At 70.2% G+C, this 21,805-nt stretch carries 17 protein-coding genes; 11 read left to right on the plus strand and 6 right to left on the minus strand.

What is annotated here, in order from left to right; all coding sequences use genetic code 11:
* Positions 1–8: 8 nt before the first annotated feature.
* Positions 9–716 (minus strand): PA14 domain-containing protein, encoded by a 708-nt coding sequence (locus G4D86_RS47470; protein WP_164002175.1) that lies wholly within the window; start codon positions 714–716, stop codon positions 9–11.
* A gap of 748 nt (positions 717–1,464) precedes the next feature.
* Here G4D86_RS47470 and G4D86_RS47475 point away from each other — a divergent pair.
* Complete coding sequence (locus G4D86_RS47475) at positions 1,465–2,085, plus strand: DedA family protein (RefSeq protein WP_164002176.1); 621 nt, start codon at positions 1,465–1,467, stop codon at positions 2,083–2,085.
* 112 nt (positions 2,086–2,197) lie between these two features.
* Positions 2,198–4,381, plus strand: coding sequence for a hypothetical protein (locus G4D86_RS47480; protein ID WP_240360886.1), 2,184 nt, complete (start codon positions 2,198–2,200; stop codon positions 4,379–4,381).
* 1 nt (position 4,382) lies between these two features.
* Here the strand turns inward: G4D86_RS47480 and G4D86_RS47485 are convergent, their stop codons facing one another.
* A complete protein-coding gene (locus tag G4D86_RS47485) occupies positions 4,383–7,529 on the minus strand; it encodes an ABC transporter substrate-binding protein (RefSeq protein WP_164002178.1) in 3,147 nt (1,048 codons plus the stop codon).
* Between the two features lie 63 nt (positions 7,530–7,592).
* Between G4D86_RS47485 and G4D86_RS47490 the strand changes: the two genes are divergently transcribed.
* The gene (locus G4D86_RS47490; protein ID WP_164002179.1) at positions 7,593–8,615 is read left to right on the plus strand and encodes a lasso peptide biosynthesis protein; all 1,023 of its coding nucleotides are present in this window, start codon (positions 7,593–7,595) and stop codon (positions 8,613–8,615) included.
* Positions 8,616–8,621: 6 nt separating this feature from the next.
* Here the strand turns inward: G4D86_RS47490 and G4D86_RS47495 are convergent, their stop codons facing one another.
* The gene (locus tag G4D86_RS47495; protein ID WP_164002180.1) at positions 8,622–9,647 is read right to left on the minus strand and encodes an arginine N-succinyltransferase; all 1,026 of its coding nucleotides are present in this window, start codon (positions 9,645–9,647) and stop codon (positions 8,622–8,624) included.
* A gap of 317 nt (positions 9,648–9,964) precedes the next feature.
* Between G4D86_RS47495 and G4D86_RS47500 the strand changes: the two genes are divergently transcribed.
* From G4D86_RS47500 to G4D86_RS47540, 8 genes are all read left to right on the plus strand, one after another.
* Positions 9,965–10,987 carry a polysaccharide lyase family 20 protein gene (locus tag G4D86_RS47500; RefSeq protein ID WP_240360881.1) on the plus strand — a complete coding sequence of 341 codons (1,023 nt, stop codon included), beginning with the start codon at positions 9,965–9,967 and terminating at the stop codon, positions 10,985–10,987.
* A 154-nt stretch (positions 10,988–11,141) separates the two neighbouring features.
* The gene (gene sitA5, locus G4D86_RS47505; RefSeq protein ID WP_164002181.1) at positions 11,142–12,494 is read left to right on the plus strand and encodes a SitA5 family polymorphic toxin; all 1,353 of its coding nucleotides are present in this window, start codon (positions 11,142–11,144) and stop codon (positions 12,492–12,494) included.
* Entirely contained in the window at positions 12,491–12,841 is a 351-nt protein-coding gene (locus tag G4D86_RS47510; protein WP_164002182.1) for a DUF2019 domain-containing protein, read from the plus strand. Before sitA5 ends, G4D86_RS47510 begins: the two co-directional genes overlap by 4 nt.
* Before the next feature lie 425 nt (positions 12,842–13,266).
* Positions 13,267–13,617, plus strand: coding sequence for a DUF2019 domain-containing protein (locus G4D86_RS47520; RefSeq protein WP_164002184.1), 351 nt, complete (start codon positions 13,267–13,269; stop codon positions 13,615–13,617).
* 51 nt (positions 13,618–13,668) lie between these two features.
* Positions 13,669–15,192, plus strand: a complete 1,524-nt coding sequence (locus G4D86_RS47525) for a pyridoxal-dependent decarboxylase (RefSeq protein WP_164002185.1) — start codon at positions 13,669–13,671, stop codon at positions 15,190–15,192.
* Positions 15,193–15,264: 72 nt separating this feature from the next.
* Positions 15,265–16,563 carry a TIGR04013 family B12-binding domain/radical SAM domain-containing protein gene (locus G4D86_RS47530; RefSeq protein WP_164002186.1) on the plus strand — a complete coding sequence of 433 codons (1,299 nt, stop codon included), beginning with the start codon at positions 15,265–15,267 and terminating at the stop codon, positions 16,561–16,563.
* 53 nt (positions 16,564–16,616) lie between these two features.
* Complete coding sequence (locus G4D86_RS47535; protein WP_164002187.1) at positions 16,617–16,955, plus strand: hypothetical protein; 339 nt, start codon at positions 16,617–16,619, stop codon at positions 16,953–16,955.
* A 105-nt stretch (positions 16,956–17,060) separates the two neighbouring features.
* Positions 17,061–17,306: a hypothetical protein gene (locus G4D86_RS47540; RefSeq protein WP_164002188.1), complete on the plus strand. Its 246-nt coding sequence runs from the start codon at positions 17,061–17,063 to the stop codon at positions 17,304–17,306.
* Between the two features lie 13 nt (positions 17,307–17,319).
* Here G4D86_RS47540 and G4D86_RS47545 read toward each other — a convergent pair whose 3' ends face one another.
* The 3 genes from G4D86_RS47545 to aceA all read right to left on the minus strand — a co-directional run bounded on the left by G4D86_RS47545 (position 17,320) and on the right by aceA (position 21,802).
* A complete protein-coding gene (locus tag G4D86_RS47545) occupies positions 17,320–17,739 on the minus strand; it encodes a hypothetical protein (protein ID WP_164002189.1) in 420 nt (139 codons plus the stop codon).
* Between the two features lie 163 nt (positions 17,740–17,902).
* Positions 17,903–20,350: a hypothetical protein gene (locus G4D86_RS47550; protein ID WP_164002190.1), complete on the minus strand. Its 2,448-nt coding sequence runs from the start codon at positions 20,348–20,350 to the stop codon at positions 17,903–17,905.
* Between the two features lie 165 nt (positions 20,351–20,515).
* Positions 20,516–21,802 carry an isocitrate lyase gene (gene aceA, locus G4D86_RS47555; RefSeq protein ID WP_164002191.1) on the minus strand — a complete coding sequence of 429 codons (1,287 nt, stop codon included), beginning with the start codon at positions 21,800–21,802 and terminating at the stop codon, positions 20,516–20,518.
* Between the last annotated feature and the right edge of the window lie 3 nt (positions 21,803–21,805).

Below are 21,805 nucleotides of genomic sequence, written 5' to 3' on the forward strand. Positions count from 1 at the left end.
CATCCGCTTCACCATCTGCGCCTTGAATGCATCCGTGTACGGCACCGCGTCCTGCCTGCTCTCGCCCCCAGGGCGTCGTCAGCTCGGCACGTCAGCCGAGGCGACAACTTCCCTGACACAGGGGGCACCCCGGGCGCGGATGGCCCGTCGTCGTGCGTGAGCGCGCTGGCGGGCACCAATTGCCGCTCCTGGCCGGGGTACTCCCAGAAGAACTGGGCGTGTGCCAGCCCTTCGCCTTCGAAGTACTCCATGACGAGGGCGTACGTCTGCCCGCCCACCAACGACACTGTCCCCTGGGAGAGCGGATCATAGTCGTCCTGGTACGTCCAATTGTCGATGATGCTCTGCCCTGCCACCCACAACCGCACACCATCATCCGTCGAGGTGGTGAAGGTGTAGGTGCCCGTCACGGGAGCCGTCAGTATTCCCGTCCAGCGCACACTGAAGTATTCGCCGTCGGAGAGGGCCGTCCCCTCGGGGCGTCCGTACTCCCACTCAAAGTTGACCCGGGAGTCGACGCGGGTGGTGACGAGCGTCCTAAGCCCGTGGTCGTCGAAGTACTCGGCCTTGAGGCCCGGCACCTGCAGCGCCTGACTGCGCGTGGCCACCGCCATCGGCGCCTCACTACCCGGTACCTCGTGCCCGCAGCGCACAGCGAGCAGCCCAACCAACACCGCGCTCGCCGCCGCCCCCAAAGCCTTCCACGTCGTTCTCATGCGTCTCCACTAATCAATCGGCCACGTTGCCAACCCGCTGCACTTGTCAGAACTGAACAAGTCTTCGAGTCGGAGAGAAATTCAACCGCAATTCAATCGCACGCGTACGGCAGACAAAAATCTTCCGGCCAGACTGGCGCCCTGCACACTAAGAGCGCCTAACAAAAGTCCCTTCCGAGAGGCGCCTCCCCTCTGGGAAGCCGCTCCAGTCCTTACTTTTGTTAGGCGCTCTAAACTGCCGGGTACGGACTGTCTCAATCACCTTGGCAGAGAGAGGGCAGCTCAGCGTGGGCGTCACGTCTGTTGATGGGATTGGCCCCGCCCGTCACTGCCTTTTGCGGAAGGGGCCGAGCGTTACCGTGGGGCTGATACGACAGCCTGTGTGCAACGGTCGCGCCATCAGCCGCAGCGCAGGTGCTGTGATGCGGAAATGGGCCTGCCTGTGTCCGAGGAGTCCGCCAATCGAGACGTGAGTCCAGCTTCAAGCACTTCTGAGATTCACCTTGTGCTCCGAATCAGACGCACACCCCGTGTGGGCACCGCGGGTCGGTGCATGCCGGGAAGTCGGCGCCGATGTCTGTACGGAGGATGCGGGGCGCAGGGATGAAGCTGCCTCGCTGGAGGTAACCCTCGGGGTGCCCAGGCTCACGGGCGTCATCTGTTCGCCAGTCGAGGGCACTCGCTTCCGCCCCCGCTCGGGGTGCCATATGAATGTCCGCTGGGCGTTGGAGGGAGGTCTCACCCGCGGATGGTGGAATTCATCGACCAGCTCATCTCCTCGCTGGGGCCCCTGGGGCTGCTGGTGCTGGGCGTGGCGGCGGCGCTGGAATACGTCATCCCCCCGTTCCCCGGGGACACCATCACCCTGCTGGGTGGCGTGTACGCGGTGCGCGGCACGCAGCCGTGGCCGCTCGTCTTCCTGGTGGTGACGGCGGGCAGCGTGCTGGGCGCCGCCATCAACTACTGGGCGGGCCACTGGCTGGCGAAGCGCTTCGACGCCCACCCCGGGAAGAGCTATTTCGGCATCACCCACGCGCGGCTGGAGCAGGTGCAGGCGCGGATGCGGCGCAACGGGCCGTGGCTGCTGCTGGCCAACCGTTTCCTGCCCGGCATTCGCGGGCTCATCTTCGTCGCGGCGGGGGCCGCGCAGATGCCCCGTTTCAACGCGATGCTGCTGGGCGCCCTGTCCGCCATGGCCCACACCGCGCTGGTGCTGGCGCTGGGCGCGGCGGTGGGCGGCAATCTGGAGCGACTGGCGGCGCTCGTCACCCGCTACCAGTACGCGGTGGTGGGGCTGGTGTTGGTGGGTGTGGTGGGCGTGCTGGTGCGCATGTTGGCCCGGAGACGTGCTCCCGCGCCGGAGCCCTGAGTCCGGGGCGCGACGGGACAGCGGGTCGGGATTGCGTGCCCCCGGCGGGCGCGCTTGAGTCGGGCCCATGGTCTTCCGCGCCCGCCCCTGGAGTCCGCTGCTCTTGGCATTCGTGGTGGTCGTCGTCGGCGGCTGCCGATGCGGCGACCCGGGTCTGGGTAACGCGCGCGAGGGCTTCCGGCCGCAAGAGGAGGCCGTGGACTTCGGCCGGGTGCTGGAGGGTGAGCAGGCGCGCCGGCAGGTGTCGCTGCAGGCCACCGGCCGCGCGAGCGTCACGGTGACGGCCTCCGCGGGCGCCCCCTTCTCCGTGGCGACGCCGGAGGTGACGGTGCCGGGCAGCGGCACGGCCACGGTGGAGGTGGTGTTCACCGCGGGCAACGGAGTTGCGGAAGGTTCACTGGTGCTGGAGGGCAGCGGCGACACGGAGACCGTCCGCCTCACCGCGACGGGGGTGCGGCCCAAGCCCTGTCCCGCCGCGCAGTGCCTCCAGTCGCGCTTCGACGTGGAGTCCGGCGAGTGCGTGGAGTCGCCCCAGCCGGACGGAGCCACCTGCATCCCGCAGAGCCGCTGCCAGGAGAACGGCCGCTGCGAGGCCGGCGCGTGCGTGGGCAGCCAGCGCTCGTGCAATGACGACAACCCGTGCACGGTGGACTCGTGCTCGCCCACGCAGGGGTGCGTGACGGAGCAGGTGGCGTGCCCCGTGCCGAGCAACCCCTGCAAGGTGGGCCTGTGCGACCGGGAGGATGGCTGCACGGAGGTGGACGCCGAGGACTTCATCCCGTGCGGCTCGGTGGACTGCAAGAACGCCCAGGTCTGCATCGGCGGCAGTTGCACGAAGGTGCCCACGCCGGACGGCACCGTCTGCGCGCCCGCCACCGCCTGCCGGGACGAGGGCACGTGCCAGGATGGCGAGTGCGAGCTTCCCGACCCGGGCGAGCTCGAGTACGTCTTCCGGCAGCAGCTTGGCGGCGAGCCGGTGGGTGAGCCCGGCGGGCCCGTGCTGCTCGTGCAGGATGGTGCGCTGTTCACCTCGGTGTGCGGTGGGGATGCGGGCTGCCGGCTCGTCTCGTACACGCCGGGAGGGCTGCTGCGCTTCGAGTCTCCCTACCCGGATGGAGGCGCCCGCACGCTGCTGGCCACCTCGGACGCGGGCGTGGTGGTGCTGGGCTCGGAGGGACTCGAAGGCTATGCGCCGCGCGACGACGGCACGCGGCTGTGGGAGGCGTCGTGGGCGTCGATGGGCCCGCCCTCCGCGCCGGATGCGGGGACGTGGCATGGCGCGACGGGCGCGGGGCGCGTGGCACTCACGGCCGAGGGAGACGTGCTCGCGTACGTGGACTGGCGGCCGGAGGCGGATGCGGGTGCGGATGGAGGCGACGGCGGGGTGGTGCCGCTGCCCCCGCCCGAGGCCGCGCGGCTGGTGTGGCTGGCCGGGCGCGAGGACGCGGGCACGCTGCTGCGCGCGTCGCCGGTGGAGGCCTGGCCCGGGGAGGCCCGGCTCGCCCTGGACGTGACGGGCGCGGCCTTCCTCTACTCGGTGGACGGGCGCCTGGCGCGCGCGGACCTCGAGCCGGATGGTGGCACGGCGCTGTGGCTGTCCCCGCTCGTGGATGGCGGTGTGCCGGATGGGGGCGCGTCGCTGGCGGTGGCGGATGGGACGTTGCTCGTAGGCGCTCGGGCCTTCGTGCACTTCGATCCCGAGGACGGAGGCGCGACGGGGATGATGGAGCCCCGCGCCTCACTCCTCGCGGACGGTGGCGCGCCGGTGCCGGTGGACTGGGACGCTGGGACTCGCACGCTGGTGCCGCTGGCGGAGCCGGCGCTGCTGTCCGTTGCGGGCACGCCCGGCTACCTCTTCGCCCGCGCATGCAACCGCACGGATGGCGTCCCCTGCACGCCCGAGGAGGAGCGCGTGGTGCTGCGCGCGGTGGACCCGGCCACGGGGAAGCTGGCGTGGGAGGTGGACGCGCTTCCGGATGAAGCCCTGCCGGGCACGCTGCACGACGCGACGCTCGTCAATGGCGGAGCGGTGGGCGTGCTCGCGGCGGCGGAGCAGGCGGACGGGCCTCGTGTCTGGTACCAGCTCTTCGCGCGCGGGGCGCGGCTGGGCATGTGCCCGCTGCCCGGAAGGCCGCACGTGGCGGGCACGGCCTTCGTCGGTGGGCTCCTCTACGTCGTGGTGGAGCGCGAGGGCGCGTGGCTCCTGGAGTCGTACGCGGTGGACGGGAGCGCGGAGACGCAGGGCTGGCCCCAGCGTCACGGCGGTGCGGACGGGGCGCGGCGCGAGTCCCGGTGACTCAGGAGGCCGCGCCCGGGTCCACCCAGAGGTCCTCGAAGCGCACCTGCGGCGGCGTCTGGTGCAGCCGCAGGCCCTGCACGGTGGGCATGGCCGCCGCGTGGACGCGCTCGTGGTACAGCGGGATGAGCGGGCAGTCCTCGTGGAAGAGCTTCTCCGCGCGCACGTAGAGCTGCTGGCGCAGCCCCGGGTCGATGGACACGCGCGCCTCCGACGTAATCCGGTCCAGCTCCGGGTTGCGGTAGCCCAGCGGGAAGATGGTCTGCGCGTTGGAGTTGAGCAGGAAGTAGAGGAACGTGTCCGGGTCCGGGAAGTCCGCGAGCCACCGGCTGCGGAAGGCGGGCAGCTTCCCCTCGCTTCCCCGGGCCGTGTACTCCTCCTGGGACATCCGCACGTGCCGCAGCTCCAGCAGGCCCGCCTGTACCAGCGGGCGGAAGAGCACCGCGTCCTCGGCGGCGGGGTCCTGGTCGGCGGGGTGGTGCAGGGTGAGCCGTAGCCGGCGCAGGCCCGCGTCGCGCAACAGCTGCTCCGCGAGCGCCACGTCCGGCGCGTGCGGCGCCCCCGCGTCCGCGTCGTCCAGCAGCTCCGGCGGCGTGAGGGTGCGCGCCACGCGGGCGCCCGGGTGGAACTGCTCCACCATGCCCTGGATGTCCATGCCCGCGCGCAGGGCTCGCCGGACGCGGACGTCGTCGAACGGCGCCTCGCGCTGGTTGAGCACCACGAAGGCCGTGGAGGGCGTGGTGCTGGTGACGATCTGGAGGGACTCCAGTCCCGGCACCTCCACGTGCTCGGCGGCCAGGAAGGAGACCAGGTCCAGCTCCCCCTGCCGCAGCCGCGCCACGGCCTCCTGCCGCGAGCCGGCGAGCAGGAACTCCAGCCGGTCCACCAGCGGCCCGCCCGGGCGCCAGTAGGAGGGATTGCGCTCCAGCACGACGCGCTCCTGCTCCAGGGCCGTGAGGCGGAAGGGGCCGGTGCCCACCAGCCGCCCGCTCGAGTCCACCCGCGCCACCGCCGTGGCGGTGAGGGCCATGATGTGCAGGAAGAAGGCCTTGGGCTCGCGCAGGCGGATTTCGAGCGTGCCGTCGTCGAGCGCTTCGATTCCAGACACCTCGCGCGCGAGGCCGGAGCTGTACTCGGGCGCGCCCTCCACGTCCTCCAGCAGGCTGCGGTCCGGCGAGCGCAAGGCCGGGTCCAGCAGCCGCTCCAGGTGGCGCTTCACGTCGCCCGCGGTGAGCAGCGTGCCGTCGTGGAAGGTGACGCCGCGGCGCAGGTAGAAGCGGTAGCGGCGCGCGGACGGGTCCGCGTCCCAGCGCTCGGCGAGGTCCGGCTCCAGCCCGCCGTCCTCCAGCCGCAGGAGGCTGGAGAAGATGCACGAGGTGAGCTCGGAGACCTGGTTCTCCACGGTGAAGAGCGGGTCCACCGCCTGCCGGTTGCGCAGCGACGCCGCCTGGTGCAGTCCCACGCGCAGCGTGCCGCCGGTGCGCGGCGTGGGAAGCTTGAAGCGGAACACCTCCGTCTCCAGGCCCACGGCTTCATGGCCCAGCTGGTCCACCGTGCGCGTCAGCCCGTCGCCAATGCGGATGACGCGGCGTGCGTCCTCGCGCACCTGCGCCACCTCCTCGCGGATGGAGATATCGCCCTTGGTGAGCACCACGTTGGCCGAGCGCAGCTCCTCAATCGCCGCGCTCAGCCGCACCACGGACTCGGACAAGTCGCGTCCGGTGCGCGCCTGGGCCTCGGCCTTCTGCGAGGCGCTCTGGCCCACGCGCGCCATCTCGTGCGTCTGGCGCACCAGCTCGCGGGCATGGCCGGACTGCTCAATCGCCATGCGCGTGACGTCCTCCACGCGCCGGGCGACGCGGCGGCTGGCCTCCACGACGGTGGTGCCCTGGGCCTCCAGCCGCTGTGTCTCGGCCACCGTGGCCTCCACGGCGGCGAAGGTGCGCTGCGTAATCGTGCGAATCTCCACCAGCGCCTCGGCGGCGCGGTCGCCCAGGGCCACGCCGGTGGTGGCCTGCTCGCGGCCCTCCTGCACCAGCGTCACGGCCGTCTGCACCGCGTCGCGCACGCCGGCCACCATCGCGGCGATTTCGCGGGTGGAGCGCGTGGTGCGCTCGGCGAGGTTGCGAATCTCGTTGGCGACGACGCCGAAGGGACGCCCGTGCTCGCCGGCCTGGGCGGCGATGATGGCGGCGTTGAGGGCGAGCAGGTTCGTCTGGTCGGCGATCTCCTGGATGACGTCGACGATGCGGCCAATCTCGGTGGAGCGGTTGCCCAGCGTCCCCATCAGCTCGGCGGCCTTGCGCACCGTCTCTTCCACCCGGTACATGCCCTTGACGCTGTCGCCCACGAGCACCTCGCCGCGCTCGGCGGTGGCCGTCACGGCGATGGCGAGCTGGTTCGTGTCATTGGCGCGGCGGCGCACGGAGTCGATGCCGCCCTCCACCGCGGCCACGAAGTCCTCGGCCTCGCTGGCGAAGCGGCCCAGCTCGTCACCGGAGGAGGCGATGTTGGCGAGCCGCTCGGCCATGGCCTGCATCAGCGCGCTGGTGTTGTGCGCGAAGCTGTTGACCTGCGTGAGCGAGTCCACCACCTGCTCCAGCCGCTCGGTCATCTCCAGGAGGGCGCCGGTGGTGTCGACGGCGAAGACCTCCAGTTGGTGGACGCGCTTGACGGCCACCTGGAGGCTGCCGCCCATGCCGCTGACGGCCTCCAGCGTGCGCTCCACCGCGCCGCCCTGACGGCGGGCGGCCTCCAGCAGCATGCGGGCCTGCTCGCTCACCTCGTTGCTGGTGCGGTGGAGGTTGGCCGTCACCCGCTGCACCTGGGACAGCGCGCGGCGCAGCGACAGGATGAGGCGGCGGGTGTCCTCGTGGCCCTCGTAGCGAGAGCTGACGGTGGTGGTGAGGTCGCCCTCCGCCAGCCGCGCCATGACCTGCCGGCGCACGCGGCGCCGGCGGGCCGCCCAGCGGAACCACGCGAAGTAGCCGCCGGTGAGATAGAGCGCCGGTGTGGCGACGAGGAGCACGGCCCACGTCAGGTTCGGCAGCGGGGTGCCGTGAACGGCCCGCAGCAGTCCCCCCAGGACGAGCGCGGAGATGAGGCCCGCGGCCAGGCCGAACGCGAACAGATACCGTTTGGCGCCCATGAACGGAGGCAACGCTACCCTGCCTTCTCGCGCCGGTCCTCAAAACGCCGCACACTTCGGCCCGTGGCCGCTCTGCTCGCCTTCCTGCTCCTCGCTCTCCCTGTGAAGCCCGCGAACCCTGGCGAGGTGGGCGGGTCTGCTCCACCCCGAGAAGAGGCGCGCTTCGTCTTCGCCTGGAGGGGCGTGCCCGTGGGCACGGTGACGCTGACGCTGGAGCAGGGGCGCTTCACGTACGCGAGCCGGCACCTGCACACGCGCGATGGCCAGCCGGGCGAGCGTCGACGCGAGGTGACGCTGGAGGTGGATGGGGCGGGGCGGGTGAGAGGTGCGGAAGTCTCTCCGCAGGCGCTGTGGCTCTGGCGCGGCCCGCCGGCCGTGGGCTGCGTGGTGGCGAGGGAGGAATTGTCCGGGCGCGAAGGCCCGCACTGCGTCACGCGCGTGGAGGGCTCGCGGGTGGAGGGCACCCTGCTGGGCACGTCCTTCCGCGCGAGCTATTCGGAGCGTGGACGGCTGGAGGTGCTGGACGTGGGCGACGCCCGCTTCACCGTGGCGGCACCCGGCACGAAGCTCCGCTCACCCCCCGAGCTCTTCGCGCAGGGGCTGCCGGTGGAGGGCACGCGCGGAGCTCTGACGCTGGAGCCTGCGCTGGACGTTCCCTCGCGACTGGAGGGCATGACGCCCTGGGATGCCGGGGCCGCAAGGGCGCTGGCCGCACGAGTCCACGCGGCCTTCATCGACAAGGCCCCCGGGGCCGCGGACTGGAACGAGAATGGAGAGGGTGAGGCGGGCGGCTGTCTCGCGCACGCGCTGCGCTTCGCCGCCGGAGCCCGGGAGCGCGGCGTGAAGGTGGCGCTCGTGCACGGGCTGCTGGTGGTGGACGGCGGGCCGGCGAGGCCGCACGCGTGGGTGCGCGTGGCGCTGGCGAAGGGCGCAACGCTGGACCTGGACCCCACCTCGCTGGATGCCGTGAGGCCGGACACGCACCTGCCGCTCGCGCTGGAGGACGCGCGAGGGCCGGCACTGGAAGCGGGGCGACGCTGGCTGGAGTTGCTGCACGGGGCGCACCGGGTGGTGCGCCGGCCGTGATGCGGGCTACTCGAAGGGGATGAGCGACAGCTTCGCCCCGGCCTCCGCGCCGAGGATTTCCTTCGCGCGGGCGGGCAGGTAGGCCACGGTGTTGTCCAGGCGGGCCTGGCAGCGAATGGAGCGGAAGCGGTTGCGGCCCGACTCGCGCTCGAAGGCGACGAGCACGTCGTCGCCCTCCATCTCGAAGTCCTCGTCAGCCAGCTTCACGGTGCGGTACTTGCGCACCAGGGAGATGTCGGCCGTGTTGGCCTCGAAGTGGGGGCCGCCGTCGAACGGGTCGATACGCTCCACGTACTTGAAGCCGATGCGCTCCAGCATGCGCTGCACGCCACGCGTCTGGGGGCCCACTTCTCCGAGCACCTTCTGCACGCGGTCCGGGAAGAGCGACGCGTAGATGTCAGACGAGGGGAACAACTCCTTGATGAACTCCTTGTTCTGCCGGCTGAGGCGGTCCGCCTCCTGGTAGGTGAGGCCGGTGAACTTCTTGCCGCACGCCTCCCACAGCAGGCTGCGCCCGTCCGGCAGCAGCGGCGGGAGCAACTCCGCCAGCACGCGCGGGCGGAAGATGCGCCGGTGCATGGCGACGAAGAGGAAGCGCACGTAGGAGAGCTGCTTGCCGGGCTTGTCCGGCGTGGCGCGGTAGGGCGGGTCCACGACGAGGCCGCCGACTTCGGTGGGGCCCTCGTAGTTGTAGGCGATGGAGAGCACCTTGTGGCGCAGGTGCCGCTCGAGGGACGCGGAGTAGTGCTCGCGCTCGCTCACCTCGTAGTAGATGTGCGGCGCCTCGTACGTCCCGTGCTGGGCGATGATCATCGACGTGCCGATGATGAGGTTGTTGCGCACGTCCTCCAGCACGAAGAGGTACTCGCGGTCGAAGGGGTTCTTCACCTTTCCCGCGAAGCTCTTCACCGACTTGTCGATGATGGCTTCGAGCGTCTCCTCGTTGTTCGGCAGGTTCACCGTGTTGAGCACGGCGGCAAGCCGTTTGAGGCCGGCCAGGTCGGTTTTCTGGACGTCACGCAGGACAAGCATGGGTGCACCGGGGACGCCCCCTTCAGAGGGGGTGCCGGAAGGGTGGGGACCATACACCACGCCTGCCGGCAGTCAGCCTCCTGGTTGCCCGCCTCGTCGCCTTGTGCACTGCGTCATGTGGACCCGCTCGCCCGGCCGGCCGGGGGACACGCGGAGTGCGGCAGGGTGAAACATGTTTCACACCCTTCGAGGGCTTGTCTGGCTGTCTGCCCTGTTGTCAGGCAGGTGGGAAGGAATTGCCGGCGGAATGAAGCGAGGAATGCCTTGCGGTACGGTGTGTCACTCGTTGGCTGTCAAACTTTCTCAAGGGCACACCATTGAAAGCTCTCTTCCCCGTCTGGCTTGCGATGTGGTTGGTCCCCGGGCTGGCGTCGGCTGGAATTGTCTGGCGCGGTGACTTCGAGACGGGAGACCGCTCGCAGTACTCAGGCACGCAGATGGTGGCCGCGGACCGGCTCCAGGTGGTGACGTCTCCGGTGGCGGAAGGGAAGTACGCGCTGAAGGTGACGGTGAAGCAGGGCGATGACCCCATCAACGCCAGTGGGAACCGGAACGAGCTGGTGTACCAGGGCAAGGAGGCGGTGGGCTCGGAGTACTACTACCGCTGGAAGGTGATGTTCGCGACGGACTTCCCGAGCGTGGACACGTGGCAGCTCTTCGCGCAGTGGCACCATGACGGGTGCTGCGGCTCGCCGCCGGTGGAGTTCTACGTGCGCGGCGAGGAGATTCGCATGGCGCTGAACGGCACGGGAGAGGTGCCGTGGAAGACGAAGCTGGTGCGCGGCGTGTGGCACGAGTTCATCCTGCACGCGAAGTGGGGCGCCACCGCGAATACGGGCTTTGTCGAGCTGTGGCACAACAAGGAGCTCGTGCTGCCCAAGCGTGGCGCGGTGACGATGTACTCGGGGCAGAAGAACTATTTGAAGCTGGGCCTGTATCGGAGCGACACGGTGCAGCCGGTGGGCGTCGTCTACCATGACGGGTTCGTGCAGGCGACGACGCTGGCGGATGTGATTGCGCTGGATGTGCCGACGACGCCGACGCCGGTGGACGCGGGCACTCCTGTCGTGGACGCGGGGACTCCGACTGTGGATGCGGGGACGCCGCCCGTCGACGCGGGCACTCCGGAGGATGTGGACGCGGGGACGCCGCCGGTGGAGGAGGCTCCGGAGACGGAGACGCCGCCGGGTTCGAGCGTGCCGCCTCCGTCACAGGGCATCCCGTCGGGTGAGGAGCTGACGAGCGACGTGGGGTGCAGCAGTGCGGGTGGTGCGCCGTTCGCGGCCTTCGCGCTGCTGGGAGTGCTGGGGCTGACGCGGGCCCGGCGCCGTCGGAGCTGAGGTGTCGTGGGGCGCGCGGGTGATGGACTCGCGCGCCCTGGAGTCGAGGCGCATGGATTGTGGCGCTGGAAGGCCTGCTGTTGCCTTGACTTGAGGGACTCCTCCTTCTGGAGTGACGCGGCCCGAGTCCGGGCGCCCGGTTGGAGGGGTTCGCATGATGCCGCGTCGGTGGTGGCCGCTGCTGTGCGTGGTGCTGGCCGCGTGCGGCGGTGCGCGGCAAGTGGTGCGGTTGGAGACCGGGGAAGGTGCTGCCCGTGTCCACGTTCCGCGCGACGCGGAGGCTGCGCCTCTTGCGGTGGACGAGGACGACTTCCAGGAGGCCGTGGCGGAGCTGGCGCTCGAGGTGCGTCCTCCGGCGCGGCCGCAGGAGGTCGCGCGGCGGTTGTTCGAGATGGACGCGCGCGCGGGCACGTATGCCTACGAGCCGCGCAGCCGCCGCATTACTCCAGTGGACCGGAGCGAGGGCCTGGAGGTGGAGCTGCCGGAAGGGGAGGTGGCGCTGACGCGTGCCTACCTGGCGTGGTGCGAGCGGACGGGCAGGAAGGGCGACTGCCTGCGCCTGCTGGTGGAGAGTCCCACCGTCACCGGGGATGGACGCTTCGCGCTGGCGATGGCCCTGGCGAGGGGCGCGGTGCTGGAGGAGATGTTGGAAGCGTTCAAGGACATGACGGACCCGGAGGCGATGGTGTCCGCGGTCCTGTGGACGATGGCGACGTACGCGATTCTGTGGACGGTGCCGGAGCCGCTGACGAAAGGCGTGGCGGCGGTGATGACGGCGTCGCTCATCGTCTACGTGGGGCTGGATACGTTCAGGGGACTCATCCTGGGTTTCCGGCGGCTCTGGGAGGAGTCGGAGCGGGCGGGCAGCTTCGACGAGCTTCGCGACGCGGGGGAGCGCTACGGGAAGGTGATGGGGAGGAACGCGGCGCGGGCATTCGCGATGCTGGCGATGGCGGCGATGGGCAGCACGCCGACGGCCTTCGCTGCGAAGTTGCCGAAGCTGCCCGGGGCGGCGCAGGCGGTGGTGCGAGCCGAGGCACAGGCCGGACTCGTGTACGGGGCCGTGAGGCAGGTGGAGATGGTGGCGGTGACGGCCGAGGGCGTCACCGTGGCGCTGGCACCCGGAGCCGTGGCGATGGCGGCTCATGGTGCGAGTACTTCTTCTGTCGCCCTGCCGGTCGGAGGCAGGGCCTGGAAGTCGTTCAGCGGCTTCAAGAAGGCGATGGGAAAGGCGGGCCCCGGCAAGCAGTGGCACCACATCGTCGAGCAGACGCCGGGGAACGTGCAGCGGTTCGGACCCGAGTCACTGCATAACGCGCGGAACGTCGTGCCGTTGGACGAGGCTCTGCATACTCGGGTGAGCGCGTTCTACTCGTCGATCAGCGAAGGTATTACGCGTTCGTCTCGCTTGACGGTGAGACAGTGGCTCAGCACGCAGTCCTACGAAGCACAGCGCGATTTCGGGCTGCTTGCGATCGAGAACATTCGGAAGGGACTTTGGAGATGAAGTTGCAGGAACTCGCGGAGGAGTTCGCTCTCAATGTCGCCGCACAGACAGATGCCATCTGGAAGGGCGATGCCAGGACGGGGAACAAGCACGCGAAGCGGTACATCGCTGCGTTCAAGAGGCTGAGCGAACACCGTGACGCTGGGATGGATGCGCTCGCCGAGCTATTCACCCATCCGCGCATGGATGTCAGGGTCAAGGCAGCGATCTACCTGCTCAGTGCGAGACCTGAACAGGCCAGGCCAGTGCTGGAAGAGGCGGCGAAGAGCGAGGGGATGATTCCGTTCGAGGCTTCTCAGGCTTTGAAGTACTGGAACGAAGGCACGTGGCGCCTTGATCTCGACTAACCCTCACGACCCTGCGCTGGAGGGACGATTGGAAAGAACTCTCTGCGAACTCGTAGAGGAGTTCGGCCGTCATGCTGCCGCGCAGACTGATGCCATCTGTCAGGGGGATTCCAGGTCGGGGAACAAGCACGCCAGGCAGGTCAACGCGGCGTTCGACAAGCTCTGCGCACAAGGGGATGCGGGAAGGGACGCGCTCGCGGCATTGCTCACCCATTCACGAATGGACGTACGGGTCAAAGCTGCGGCTTTTCTGCTCCGCCATCGAACTGAGGAAGCCAAAGCGGTGCTCCGTGAAGCGGCAGGAGGCGAAGGAATGGTCTCCTTCTCGGCTTCCGAAGCTCTGAAGCGCTGGGAGGAGGGCACATGGGCTTTGGACCCAGGCTAGTGGCGCGGAAGTTTGTGACTTTCAAGACGGCAATCTTGTGATGCCCCTCGAGGAGTTGGTGGAACAATTCGCGCACCACGTCGCTGCCCAGACCGAGGCCATCTGGCGAGGGGACGCGAAGACCGGCAACAAACACGCCCGCCAGCGTGCTGCCGCGTTCAAGCAACTACGTGCTCACGGAGACGCTGGGCGCGATGCGCTCGCCGCGCTTCTTGCCCACCCCAGGGTGGATGTCCGGACGATGGCTGCCGTGTATCTCCTTCGTCACCGCACCGACGAGGCAGTGGCGGTTTTGGAGCAGGTGGCAAGGGGGCAGGGACTCATCGCCTTCGAAGCAGGTCAGGCGCTGGAGCGTTGGAAGGAGGGAACCTGGGCCCTCGACCCAGGGTAGTCCACACCCGGCGCTTGAAGCTCCGCTCCACCCATGGGAGGAACCGCGCGCATGAGCCACGACGCGCGTGACGGTGACGAAGCGGTTCCCCATCTGAGCCCGGAGGAGTTCCGGAAGCTCGGGCACAAGATGGTCGACTGGATTGCCGACTACTGGTCCCGCCTGGAGTCCTTCCCCGTCCGCTCGCAGGTGTCCCCCGGCGCAATAGCCTCGAAGCTTCCCGCCCATCCTCCCGAAGAGGGCCTCGACGGTGAGCAGGGCTGGGACGCCATCTTCCGCGACCTCGAGGACGTCGTACTCCCGGGGCTGACGCACTGGCAGTCCCCCTCCTTCTTCGCCTACTTCCCCGCCAACGCCTCCGGCCCAGCCGTCCTTGGCGAGTTGCTCTCCGCCGGCCTCGGCGTGCAGGGCATGCTCTGGTCCACCAGCCCCGCCGCCACGGAGATGGAGACCCGGGTGCTGGACTGGCTCGCGGAACTTACGGCCCTGCCCGCGTCCTTCCGCTCCACCTCAGCCTTCGGCGGCGGCGTCATCCAGGGCACCGCCAGCGAGGCCACCCTCGTCGCCATGGTCGCCGCTCGCGAGCGTGTCCGCCGCCACGGCGCTCCCGCGGACTCCCGGTGGGTGGCCTACTCCTCCACGCAGGCCCACTCGTCCGTGCTCAAGGCCGCCATGCTCTGCGGCGTCGCCCGGGGCGCGGATGACACGGTGCACGTGCGCCAGATTGAAACCGACGCCCACCAGGCGCTCCGCCCCGAGGTGCTGGAGCGTGCCATCCGCGAGGACCTGGCTGCCGGCCGCCGCCCCTTCTTCGTCTGCGCGAGCCTGGGCACCACGTCCTCCGGTGCCTTCGACCCCGTTCGCGCCGTGAGCGCCGTCATGGAGCGCACGGGCGTCACCGCGGCGGGCGGCTGGCTCCACGTCGACGCCGCCTGGGCCGGCGCCGCGCTTATCTGCCCCGAGCACCGCGCGCTGCTGGATGGCGTGGAGGTGACGGACTCATTCGCCTTCAATCCCCACAAGTGGCTGCTCACCAACTTCGACTGCAATGCCTTCTACACGCGAGACAAGCGCGCCCTGCTGGACGCGCTGAGCGTGACGCCCGAGTACCTCCGCAACGCCGCCAGCGCGAGCGGGGCCGTCATCGACTACCGCGACTGGCAGGTCCCCCTCGGCCGCCGCTTCCGCGCACTCAAGCTCTGGTTCGTGCTGCGCCACTACGGCGCGCGCGGCCTGCGCGCCCACGTCCGCGGCCACATCCGCATGGCCGAGCACTTCGAGTCCTGGGTCTCCGCAGACGGCCGCTTCGAGCTCGCCGCGCCGCGCTCCCTCTCCCTCGTGTGCTTCCGCCTGAAGCCCTTGTCCGGCGAAACCCCCGAGGCCACCGACACGCGCAACCGCGCCCTGCTGGAGCGGGTGAACGCGACGGGGAAGCTGTTCCTCACGCACACGGTGCTGCCGGCCGTGGAGGGCCGGCCCCCGCGCTATGTGCTGCGCATGTCCATCGGCGGCACGTACACGAAGGAGCGTCACGTGCGCGCCGCCTGGGACGCGCTGTCCGCCACCGCGGGCTGAGACCCGGACGCCCGCCCGCCTGCTCACAGAAAGGCTTGCGACACGGGGCCTGTGGCATCATGCCCTCCCTGCATGGAGTCCCACCGCCGCGTCGCGCTCGTCCTGAGCTACCAGTACCCCGGCAAGTACGCCTTCACCGTGCTGGCCGGCGCCGTGGAGTCGGACCCGGCGCTCGCGGACGTGTCTATCCACTTCCCACGAGACCGCGAGACGCTGCTGGCCACCGTGCGCGAGCGCGCCGACGCGGGTGACACCGTGGTGGCCGCATGGTCGTTCTACTCGGCCAGCTTCGGCCCCTCGGTGGAGGAGCTCGCGTGGGTGCGTGAGCGGCTCGACGGGCGCGACGTGCTCTGCATCGCCGGCGGTGTCCATGCCACCGCCGAGCCACTTCAAACCCTCCAGGCCGGCTTCGACCTCATCGCCGTGGGTGAGGGCGAGCACTCCCTGCGCGAGCTGCTCGGCCGCGTGCAGCGGGGCGAGGACCCTCGCGCCACGCACGGCGTCGCGTACCTCGAGGACGGCAGGCTCAAGCAGAACGGTCGGGGCGAGGGCGTGTTGCTCGACGACTTCCCGCCCTTCGCCGCGCGCCATGCAATGTACGGCGCCATCGAGATTACGCGCGGCTGCATCTACGCCTGCCGCTTCTGCCAGACGCCCTTCATGAGCAAGGCGCGCTTCCGCCATCGCTCCGTGGCCAACGTGGCGCACTGGGCGCGCGAGCTGCGGCGCTCGGGCCGGCGCGACATCCGCTTCATCACCCCTACGTCCATGTCCTACGGCACCGCGGACGAGTCCGTGAATCTGGCCGCCGTGGAAGAGCTGCTCTCCGCCGTGCGCGAGGCCATGGCTCCGGACGGGCGCATCTACTACGGCACCTTCCCCTCCGAGGTCCGCCCCGAGCACGTCACCCCCGAGGCGCTCGCGCTCCTCAAGCGCTACGTGCACAACGACAACCTCATCATCGGCGGGCAGTCCGGCTCGGAGCGCATCCTCCAGAGCACCCGCCGCGGCCACGACGTGGAGACGGTGGTGCGCGCCACCCGGCTCGCGGTGGAGGGCGGCTTCGTCCCCAACGTGGACTTCATCCTCGGACTGCCCGGCGAGGAGCGCTCGGACGTGGACGCCACCGTGGCCCTCATGGAGCAGCTCGCCGCGCTGGGCGCCCGCGTCCATGGGCACACCTTCATGCCGCTGCCCGGCACGCCCTTGCGTGATGCCCCCGCCGGCCGCGTGGACGAGGAGACGCAGCGCAAGCTGGACCGGCTGGCCTCGCAGGGGCGGCTGTACGGCCACTGGAAGCAGCAGGCCGTGCTCGCGGAGGGCATCGTCTCGCGCCGCAAGCCCCGCTCCCGTGTGGCCCCCTCGTCCTGACGCCGCCACTTCCACGGGCTTGCGCCACCCGGGGCGTTTAGGATGGAGGCGCGATGTCTTCCGACCAGGCTCCTCCCTATTGGGTCCTCATCTCCGTCCTGTTCAGCTCCCAGCCGCTGAGCCCCGCGCTGGCGATGACGCTGCACCAGGCCGCCTACGAGCTGCACCAGCGCGGTGACGGGATGAAGGAGGTGGCCGGCGACATGCTCAGCGGCCGGGTCGTCAACCTGCGCAAGGACGTGGCCCTGGGCGGCATCTCCGGCCCGGCCTTCGAGGCGGAAATCGACACCGAGCGCGGCTCCGGCGTCGTGCGCTTCGTCCTCACGCGCCAGGGGCTGGAGCTGATGAAGCAGCAGCCCGCCGAGCCGCCCCGGCCCAAGTACCTCAACTAGGCCACCGGGGGCCCGTCAGGCCGGCCGCTCCCTGCGCGGGGCGGGCGGCCGTCCCCACCTTCGAGGCAAGGCGTCATCGCACCGCAAGACTCGAAGGAGCCACGCATGGACTCGAAGGACGACTACCTCAAGCGCAGCGCGGGCATCCCCCTGGACCCGGCGAAGCAGAAGGACCCCGAAGAGGCCGGTGACAGGGTGCCCGCGGAAGGCCGCGCCGAGTACCTCAACGACATCTCCGAGCAGCAGGGCGGTCAGCGCACCGAGGTCGAGCGGCCCTGGAAGGGCGCGCCCGAGCTCCAGGAGGAATACCGCAAGGAGTACGACGAGAAGAGCAACAAGAAGAAGGGCTGACGCCCCAGCAGCCTCAGGTGTCGAGGCTGATCTTGTTCTTGTTGCCCATGTGGATGATGGAGTTGCCCAGCGTCGCGGCGGAGAGCGCGGCCAGGTCCATCAGCGCCTGCTCCTGCTTCGCCTGCTCCGAGCCCGGCTGAGCGGCGGTGCCACCCTGCGCCTGCCCCGGCGTGCCCTCCTGGGCAACGGGTCCACGGCCCACGGCCGAGAGGTAGGAGTTCATCAGCCCGCTGTGCGGCGAGCTGCCCACCGACGCCAGCGCCGAGGCCACCACCGCGCCACCGGACGTCATCATCGGGTCGCCCGGACGGTTGGCCGGTGCCGCCGCGGCGCCCTGCAGGAGCGAGCCGAAGCCCGCGCGGGAAGCGCCGCTGGTGGCCTGGGTGGTGGGCTGCTGCACCCGGGGACCCGTGAAGGAGTTGATGCGGTTCATGGCGGCTCCGTCGCGGCCCGGATGACGCGCACCTCGCGCGCTTCAGGCCTCTGATCCGCATTATCGCCGGAACCCGCCGGAAGTTGCGTCCCCCGAAAAAAGGCCGAAGGCCGCGGACTTACGGGCGCACGGCCCGTCCATCCACGGCGGCCTCGGGGGCGAGTCAGCGCGGCAGCTCGCGGGTCCGCTCGGCCGCCACGCTCTCGGCCGTGAGCAGGCCGGTGCGCTCCACCTCATCCCAGAGCCGTCCACGCAGCGTCTCCACCGTCGCGGCCAGGGCCTGGATGTCGGCATGGGTGCGCTCGTTGCGCGGTACCAGCTCCGCGTTCGTCACGTGCGCTCGCAGCGCCTCCAGCACCCGTTGCTGTGTTTCCAGCGCCGCGAAGTAGGGCTCCACCACCCCGTGCAGCAGCTCCCGCCGCCGCTGCCGTGCCGCCGCATCCGGCTCCTCCCCGGGCGCGCGGAGCAGCCGGAGTGCCTTGGTCCCGTCGTACACCCGCAGTGCCAGCGCCACGCGCACGTCCGCGCACTGCGCCAGGAGCGGATTGAGGCCCGGCGGATACGCGTCCAGCCGGTCCTGGAAGGACTTCACGCCGCGCACGTACGTCTCCGCGTCCCCCGCGTAGATTCCGAAGCGCAGGAAGAAGCCCCGGTACATGTCGCGCGCCGCGTGGCGCCACGCTTCGCGGATGTCCTTGAAGTGGTAGTCGCGGAAGCCGCGCATGTACTCGCAGAGCTCCCGCACCTCCGCGCGGCTCTTGTAGGCCTCCGTACGCTCGAGCTCGGCGGGGAGCTCCGCGCGCACCGTCAGCGCGTCGAAGAGGGCGCGGCTCGTGGCGCGCTCAGTGATTCCCATGTCGCGCAGCGCCTGGTGGAAGGTGAGTGAGCCCACGTGCCGGGCGAGCGAGGGAACTTCCTCGTACAGCGTCCAGAAGCTGAAGAACGTCGCCTCATCCTCGGCGGCCTTCAGGGCCCCGGCGTATTTCTCGAAGACGGGGCCCTCGGGAGGCGGAGCGGTGGGGACGGGCTCACCCTCCACGTACCAGCGCTCGAAGTCGGGCGGGGCGGGCAGCGTGGGGTTGCCCAGCGCGAAGTGGAACGCGTCATGGGACCAGTGCAGCCCCTGGCTCGCCCGGTTCTCGCCGCGGTCCGCCGCCATGAAGACGCGGAAGGCGGCCTTGAAGAAGGAGCGGTCCGCCTCATTCCGGGGATAGGCCATCCGCACGCCGTACTCGTGCTGCAGCAGCGTCATCAGCCGGGCGTAGGTCGGGGCCTGGAGCTGCTCCTGCTCGATGGAGGAATAGGTCTTCAGGTGCCGCTGCACCGTCGACCCCTGCGTCATCGTGTCGAGGAACACCCGTCGCGTCTCCACGGGTGCTGTCCGGGCCTCACGGAGCGGGTCCACCGACAGCTCCGCCCCTAGCGCGAGCAGCCCGGAGACGATGACCGGGTCTCTCACGCGGCCCTCGGCCACGGTGCGTGACAGCTCCGGCGCGCGGATGAGGAACACCTCCTCCGGGAGCGCGTGGACGCCCGAGACATCCAGCTCACAGGCGACGCGGTGGCGGACCTCGGAGCTCACCGCCGGCGCAGGCTCCGCCCCGGCGCCCAGCCGTCGCAGAGCTCGCACCTCCACGGGCTGGCCGAGCGCCGCGCCCAGTCTCCGGGCCACCAGCTCCCGGAGCGCCGTGGCCGACGCCAGCGCCGGGGCTTCGTCCTTCGTGAGGAAGAAGCCCGTCGCGTTCACGTAGCGCGGGTGTACGGGCAAATCGTAGAGGGGCTGGAGCACGCGGCGCTCCAGGGCGGCGACGCGCGTCTCCGACCACAGCAGGAAGTACGTCTCACCCCCATGGCGGATGAAGGGGAGGACAGTGAGGGACTGGCCCGTGCCCGGCGTCACCACTTCCCACCACCGCCCGTCCAGGTGGACGCGGTGCGCATGCAGGAAGCGCAGCTCCTCCCCGGTGGGAGGCGTCCGCCGCCGCGGCCCCGCGGTGGTTCGCGCGTCCAGGGGGCGCTCGACGAAGGCCGCCAGTTGCTCCGCGTCCCAGTGCCGCGCCGGCTCACGTTCGAGCAGGGCCCTGGCTCCAGGGGAGTCCTCGAAGGGCGCGCGCACCGCGGCACCGCCGGGGCCCAGCAACCCCCGCAGCAGCAGGGGAAGCTCCTCGCTGTGAAGATGGGCCCCCGCCTCCAGCTCGCCCAGGAGCACGTCCGCGGAGCGGAAGAGGAGGTGATGGCGCGCGCCGTCCCATTCCACGTCGAGCTCCCCCGCGTCGGGAGGGCGGACGGGGAGCAGGAGCGGGAGCGTGAGCTCCGTGAGGTAACCGATGGAGCGCGCGTAGCTGGGCAGCGGAATCTTCAGGCGCCGCTCGTCGATGGGGACGTGGGTGCGCGCGTTGAAGATGGAGCGGCCGTACTCGAGGATGTCTCCGGTCTCATCCACGCCGCCGAAGTCGAAGCCCACGGGCTCCAGGCCGAGCAGGGACGCGCCGCGCAGGGCCCGCGCCGCGCGCCGCCGCTGGAGGACGCCCACGTGCAGCCGGCCCTGGTGCTCGAAGTAGGGGATGACCTGGCGGGTGTCGAGCCTGCGGCGGCTGGCGACCTCGAACATGACGCCTTCCGCCTCCCACGCGCCAAACGTGAGGAAGGAGGGGACGCCAGTGAGGGCTTCGCGAGCGACTTCCGGAGTGGAGGAGGACACGGTGAGAGGGCAGGGCGGGGGTGAGTCCCCAGCCTAGCCCTCCCAGGCCTCCGACGTCTCAGGCGCCCGCGTCGACTAGAACTGGTGCGCCTCGGTCGACTCGTGCAGGGCGAGCGTGCTGGCGTTGCCGCCGGAGATGACCTCGGCCACCTGGTCGAAGTAGCCGGTGCCCACCTCGCGCTGGTGGCGCGTGGCGGTGTAGCCGTCCTTCTCGGCGGAGAACTCGGCCTGCTGCAGCTCGCTGTAGGCCGCCATGCCGCGGTCCTTGTACTTCCGGGCCAGCTCGTACATCGCGAAGTTCAGCGCGTGGAAGCCGGCCAGGGTGACGAACTGGAACTTGTAGCCCATGGCGCCCAGCTCACGCTGGAACCTGGCAATCGTCGCGTCGTCCAGGTTCTTCTTCCAGTTGAAGGACGGCGAGCAGTTGTAGGCCAGCAGCTTGTTCGGGTACTTCGCGCGGATGCTCTCGGCGAACTTCTTCGCCTGGGCCAGGTCCGGCGTGCTCGTCTCGCACCACACCAGGTCCGCGTACGGGGCGTACGCCAGGCCGCGCGCAATGGCGCAGTCCAGGCCGCCGTTGAGGCGGTAGAAGCCCTCGGCGGTGCGGCCGCCCTTCTTGTCGATGAAGGCGTGGTCGTACTCGTCCGCGTCGCTCATCAGGAGCTTGGCGCTGTCTGCGTCCGTGCGAGCGACGACGAGCGTGGGCACGCCCATGACGTCCGCCGCCAGGCGCGCCGCCGTCAGGGTGCGGATGAAGTGGCTGGTGGGCACCAGCACCTTGCCGCCCATGTGGCCGCACTTCTTCTCGCTGGCCAGCTGGTCCTCGAAGTGGACGCCCGCGGCGCCCGCCTCAATCATGCTCTTCATCAGCTCGAAGGCGTTGAGCGGGCCGCCGAAGCCGGCCTCCGCGTCCGCGATGATGGGCGCGAACCAGTAGCGGTCATTGCGCCCTTCCGCGTGGTCAATCTGGTCCGCGCGGCGCAGGGAGTTGTTGATCTTCTTCACCACGGCCGGGACGCTGTCCACCGGGTAGAGGCTCTGGTCCGGGTACATCTGCCCGGCCGAGTTGGCGTCCGCCGCCACCTGCCAGCCGGAGAGATAGATGGCCTTCAGGCCGGCGCGGACCATCTGCACCGCCTGGTTGCCCGTGAGCGAGCCCAGCGCGTTGATGTAGTCCTCGGTGTGGAGCAGCTCCCAGAGCTTCTTCGCACCCATCTCCGCCAGCGTGTAGCTGACGGTGATGGAGCCGCGCAGCTTCTCGACGTCCTTCTGGGTGTAGTTGCGGGTAATTCCCTCGAAGCGCTGAGCGTGGAGCTTGGCGTGAGGGGAGGCTTCGGTCGTCGTCGTCGTGGCGTCGTACATCGC

This window comes from Pyxidicoccus caerfyrddinensis (assembly GCF_010894405.1).
In the GTDB taxonomy this organism is placed as follows: domain Bacteria; phylum Myxococcota; class Myxococcia; order Myxococcales; family Myxococcaceae; genus Myxococcus; species Myxococcus caerfyrddinensis.

Excerpts from the sequence above, each read along its gene's own strand:
- G4D86_RS47520 (WP_164002184.1), top strand. The coding sequence starts at position 13,267 with ATGCCCCTCGAGGAGTTGGTGGAACAATTCGCGCACCACGTCGCTGCC.
- G4D86_RS47470 (WP_164002175.1), bottom strand. The coding sequence starts at position 716 with ATGAGAACGACGTGGAAGGCTTTGGGGGCGGCGGCGAGCGCGGTGTTG.
- G4D86_RS47530 (WP_164002186.1), top strand. The coding sequence starts at position 15,265 with ATGGAGTCCCACCGCCGCGTCGCGCTCGTCCTGAGCTACCAGTACCCC.
- sitA5 (WP_164002181.1), top strand. The coding sequence starts at position 11,142 with ATGATGCCGCGTCGGTGGTGGCCGCTGCTGTGCGTGGTGCTGGCCGCG.
- G4D86_RS47475 (WP_164002176.1), top strand. The coding sequence starts at position 1,465 with ATGGTGGAATTCATCGACCAGCTCATCTCCTCGCTGGGGCCCCTGGGG.
- G4D86_RS47545 (WP_164002189.1), bottom strand. The coding sequence starts at position 17,739 with ATGAACCGCATCAACTCCTTCACGGGTCCCCGGGTGCAGCAGCCCACC.
- G4D86_RS47550 (WP_164002190.1), bottom strand. The coding sequence starts at position 20,350 with ATGTTCGAGGTCGCCAGCCGCCGCAGGCTCGACACCCGCCAGGTCATC.
- G4D86_RS47540 (WP_164002188.1), top strand. The coding sequence starts at position 17,061 with ATGGACTCGAAGGACGACTACCTCAAGCGCAGCGCGGGCATCCCCCTG.
- G4D86_RS47535 (WP_164002187.1), top strand. The coding sequence starts at position 16,617 with ATGTCTTCCGACCAGGCTCCTCCCTATTGGGTCCTCATCTCCGTCCTG.
- G4D86_RS47495 (WP_164002180.1), bottom strand. The coding sequence starts at position 9,647 with ATGCTTGTCCTGCGTGACGTCCAGAAAACCGACCTGGCCGGCCTCAAA.
- aceA (WP_164002191.1), bottom strand. The coding sequence starts at position 21,802 with ATGTACGACGCCACGACGACGACGACCGAAGCCTCCCCTCACGCCAAG.
- G4D86_RS47485 (WP_164002178.1), bottom strand. The coding sequence starts at position 7,529 with ATGGGCGCCAAACGGTATCTGTTCGCGTTCGGCCTGGCCGCGGGCCTC.
- G4D86_RS47510 (WP_164002182.1), top strand. The coding sequence starts at position 12,491 with ATGAAGTTGCAGGAACTCGCGGAGGAGTTCGCTCTCAATGTCGCCGCA.
- G4D86_RS47525 (WP_164002185.1), top strand. The coding sequence starts at position 13,669 with ATGAGCCACGACGCGCGTGACGGTGACGAAGCGGTTCCCCATCTGAGC.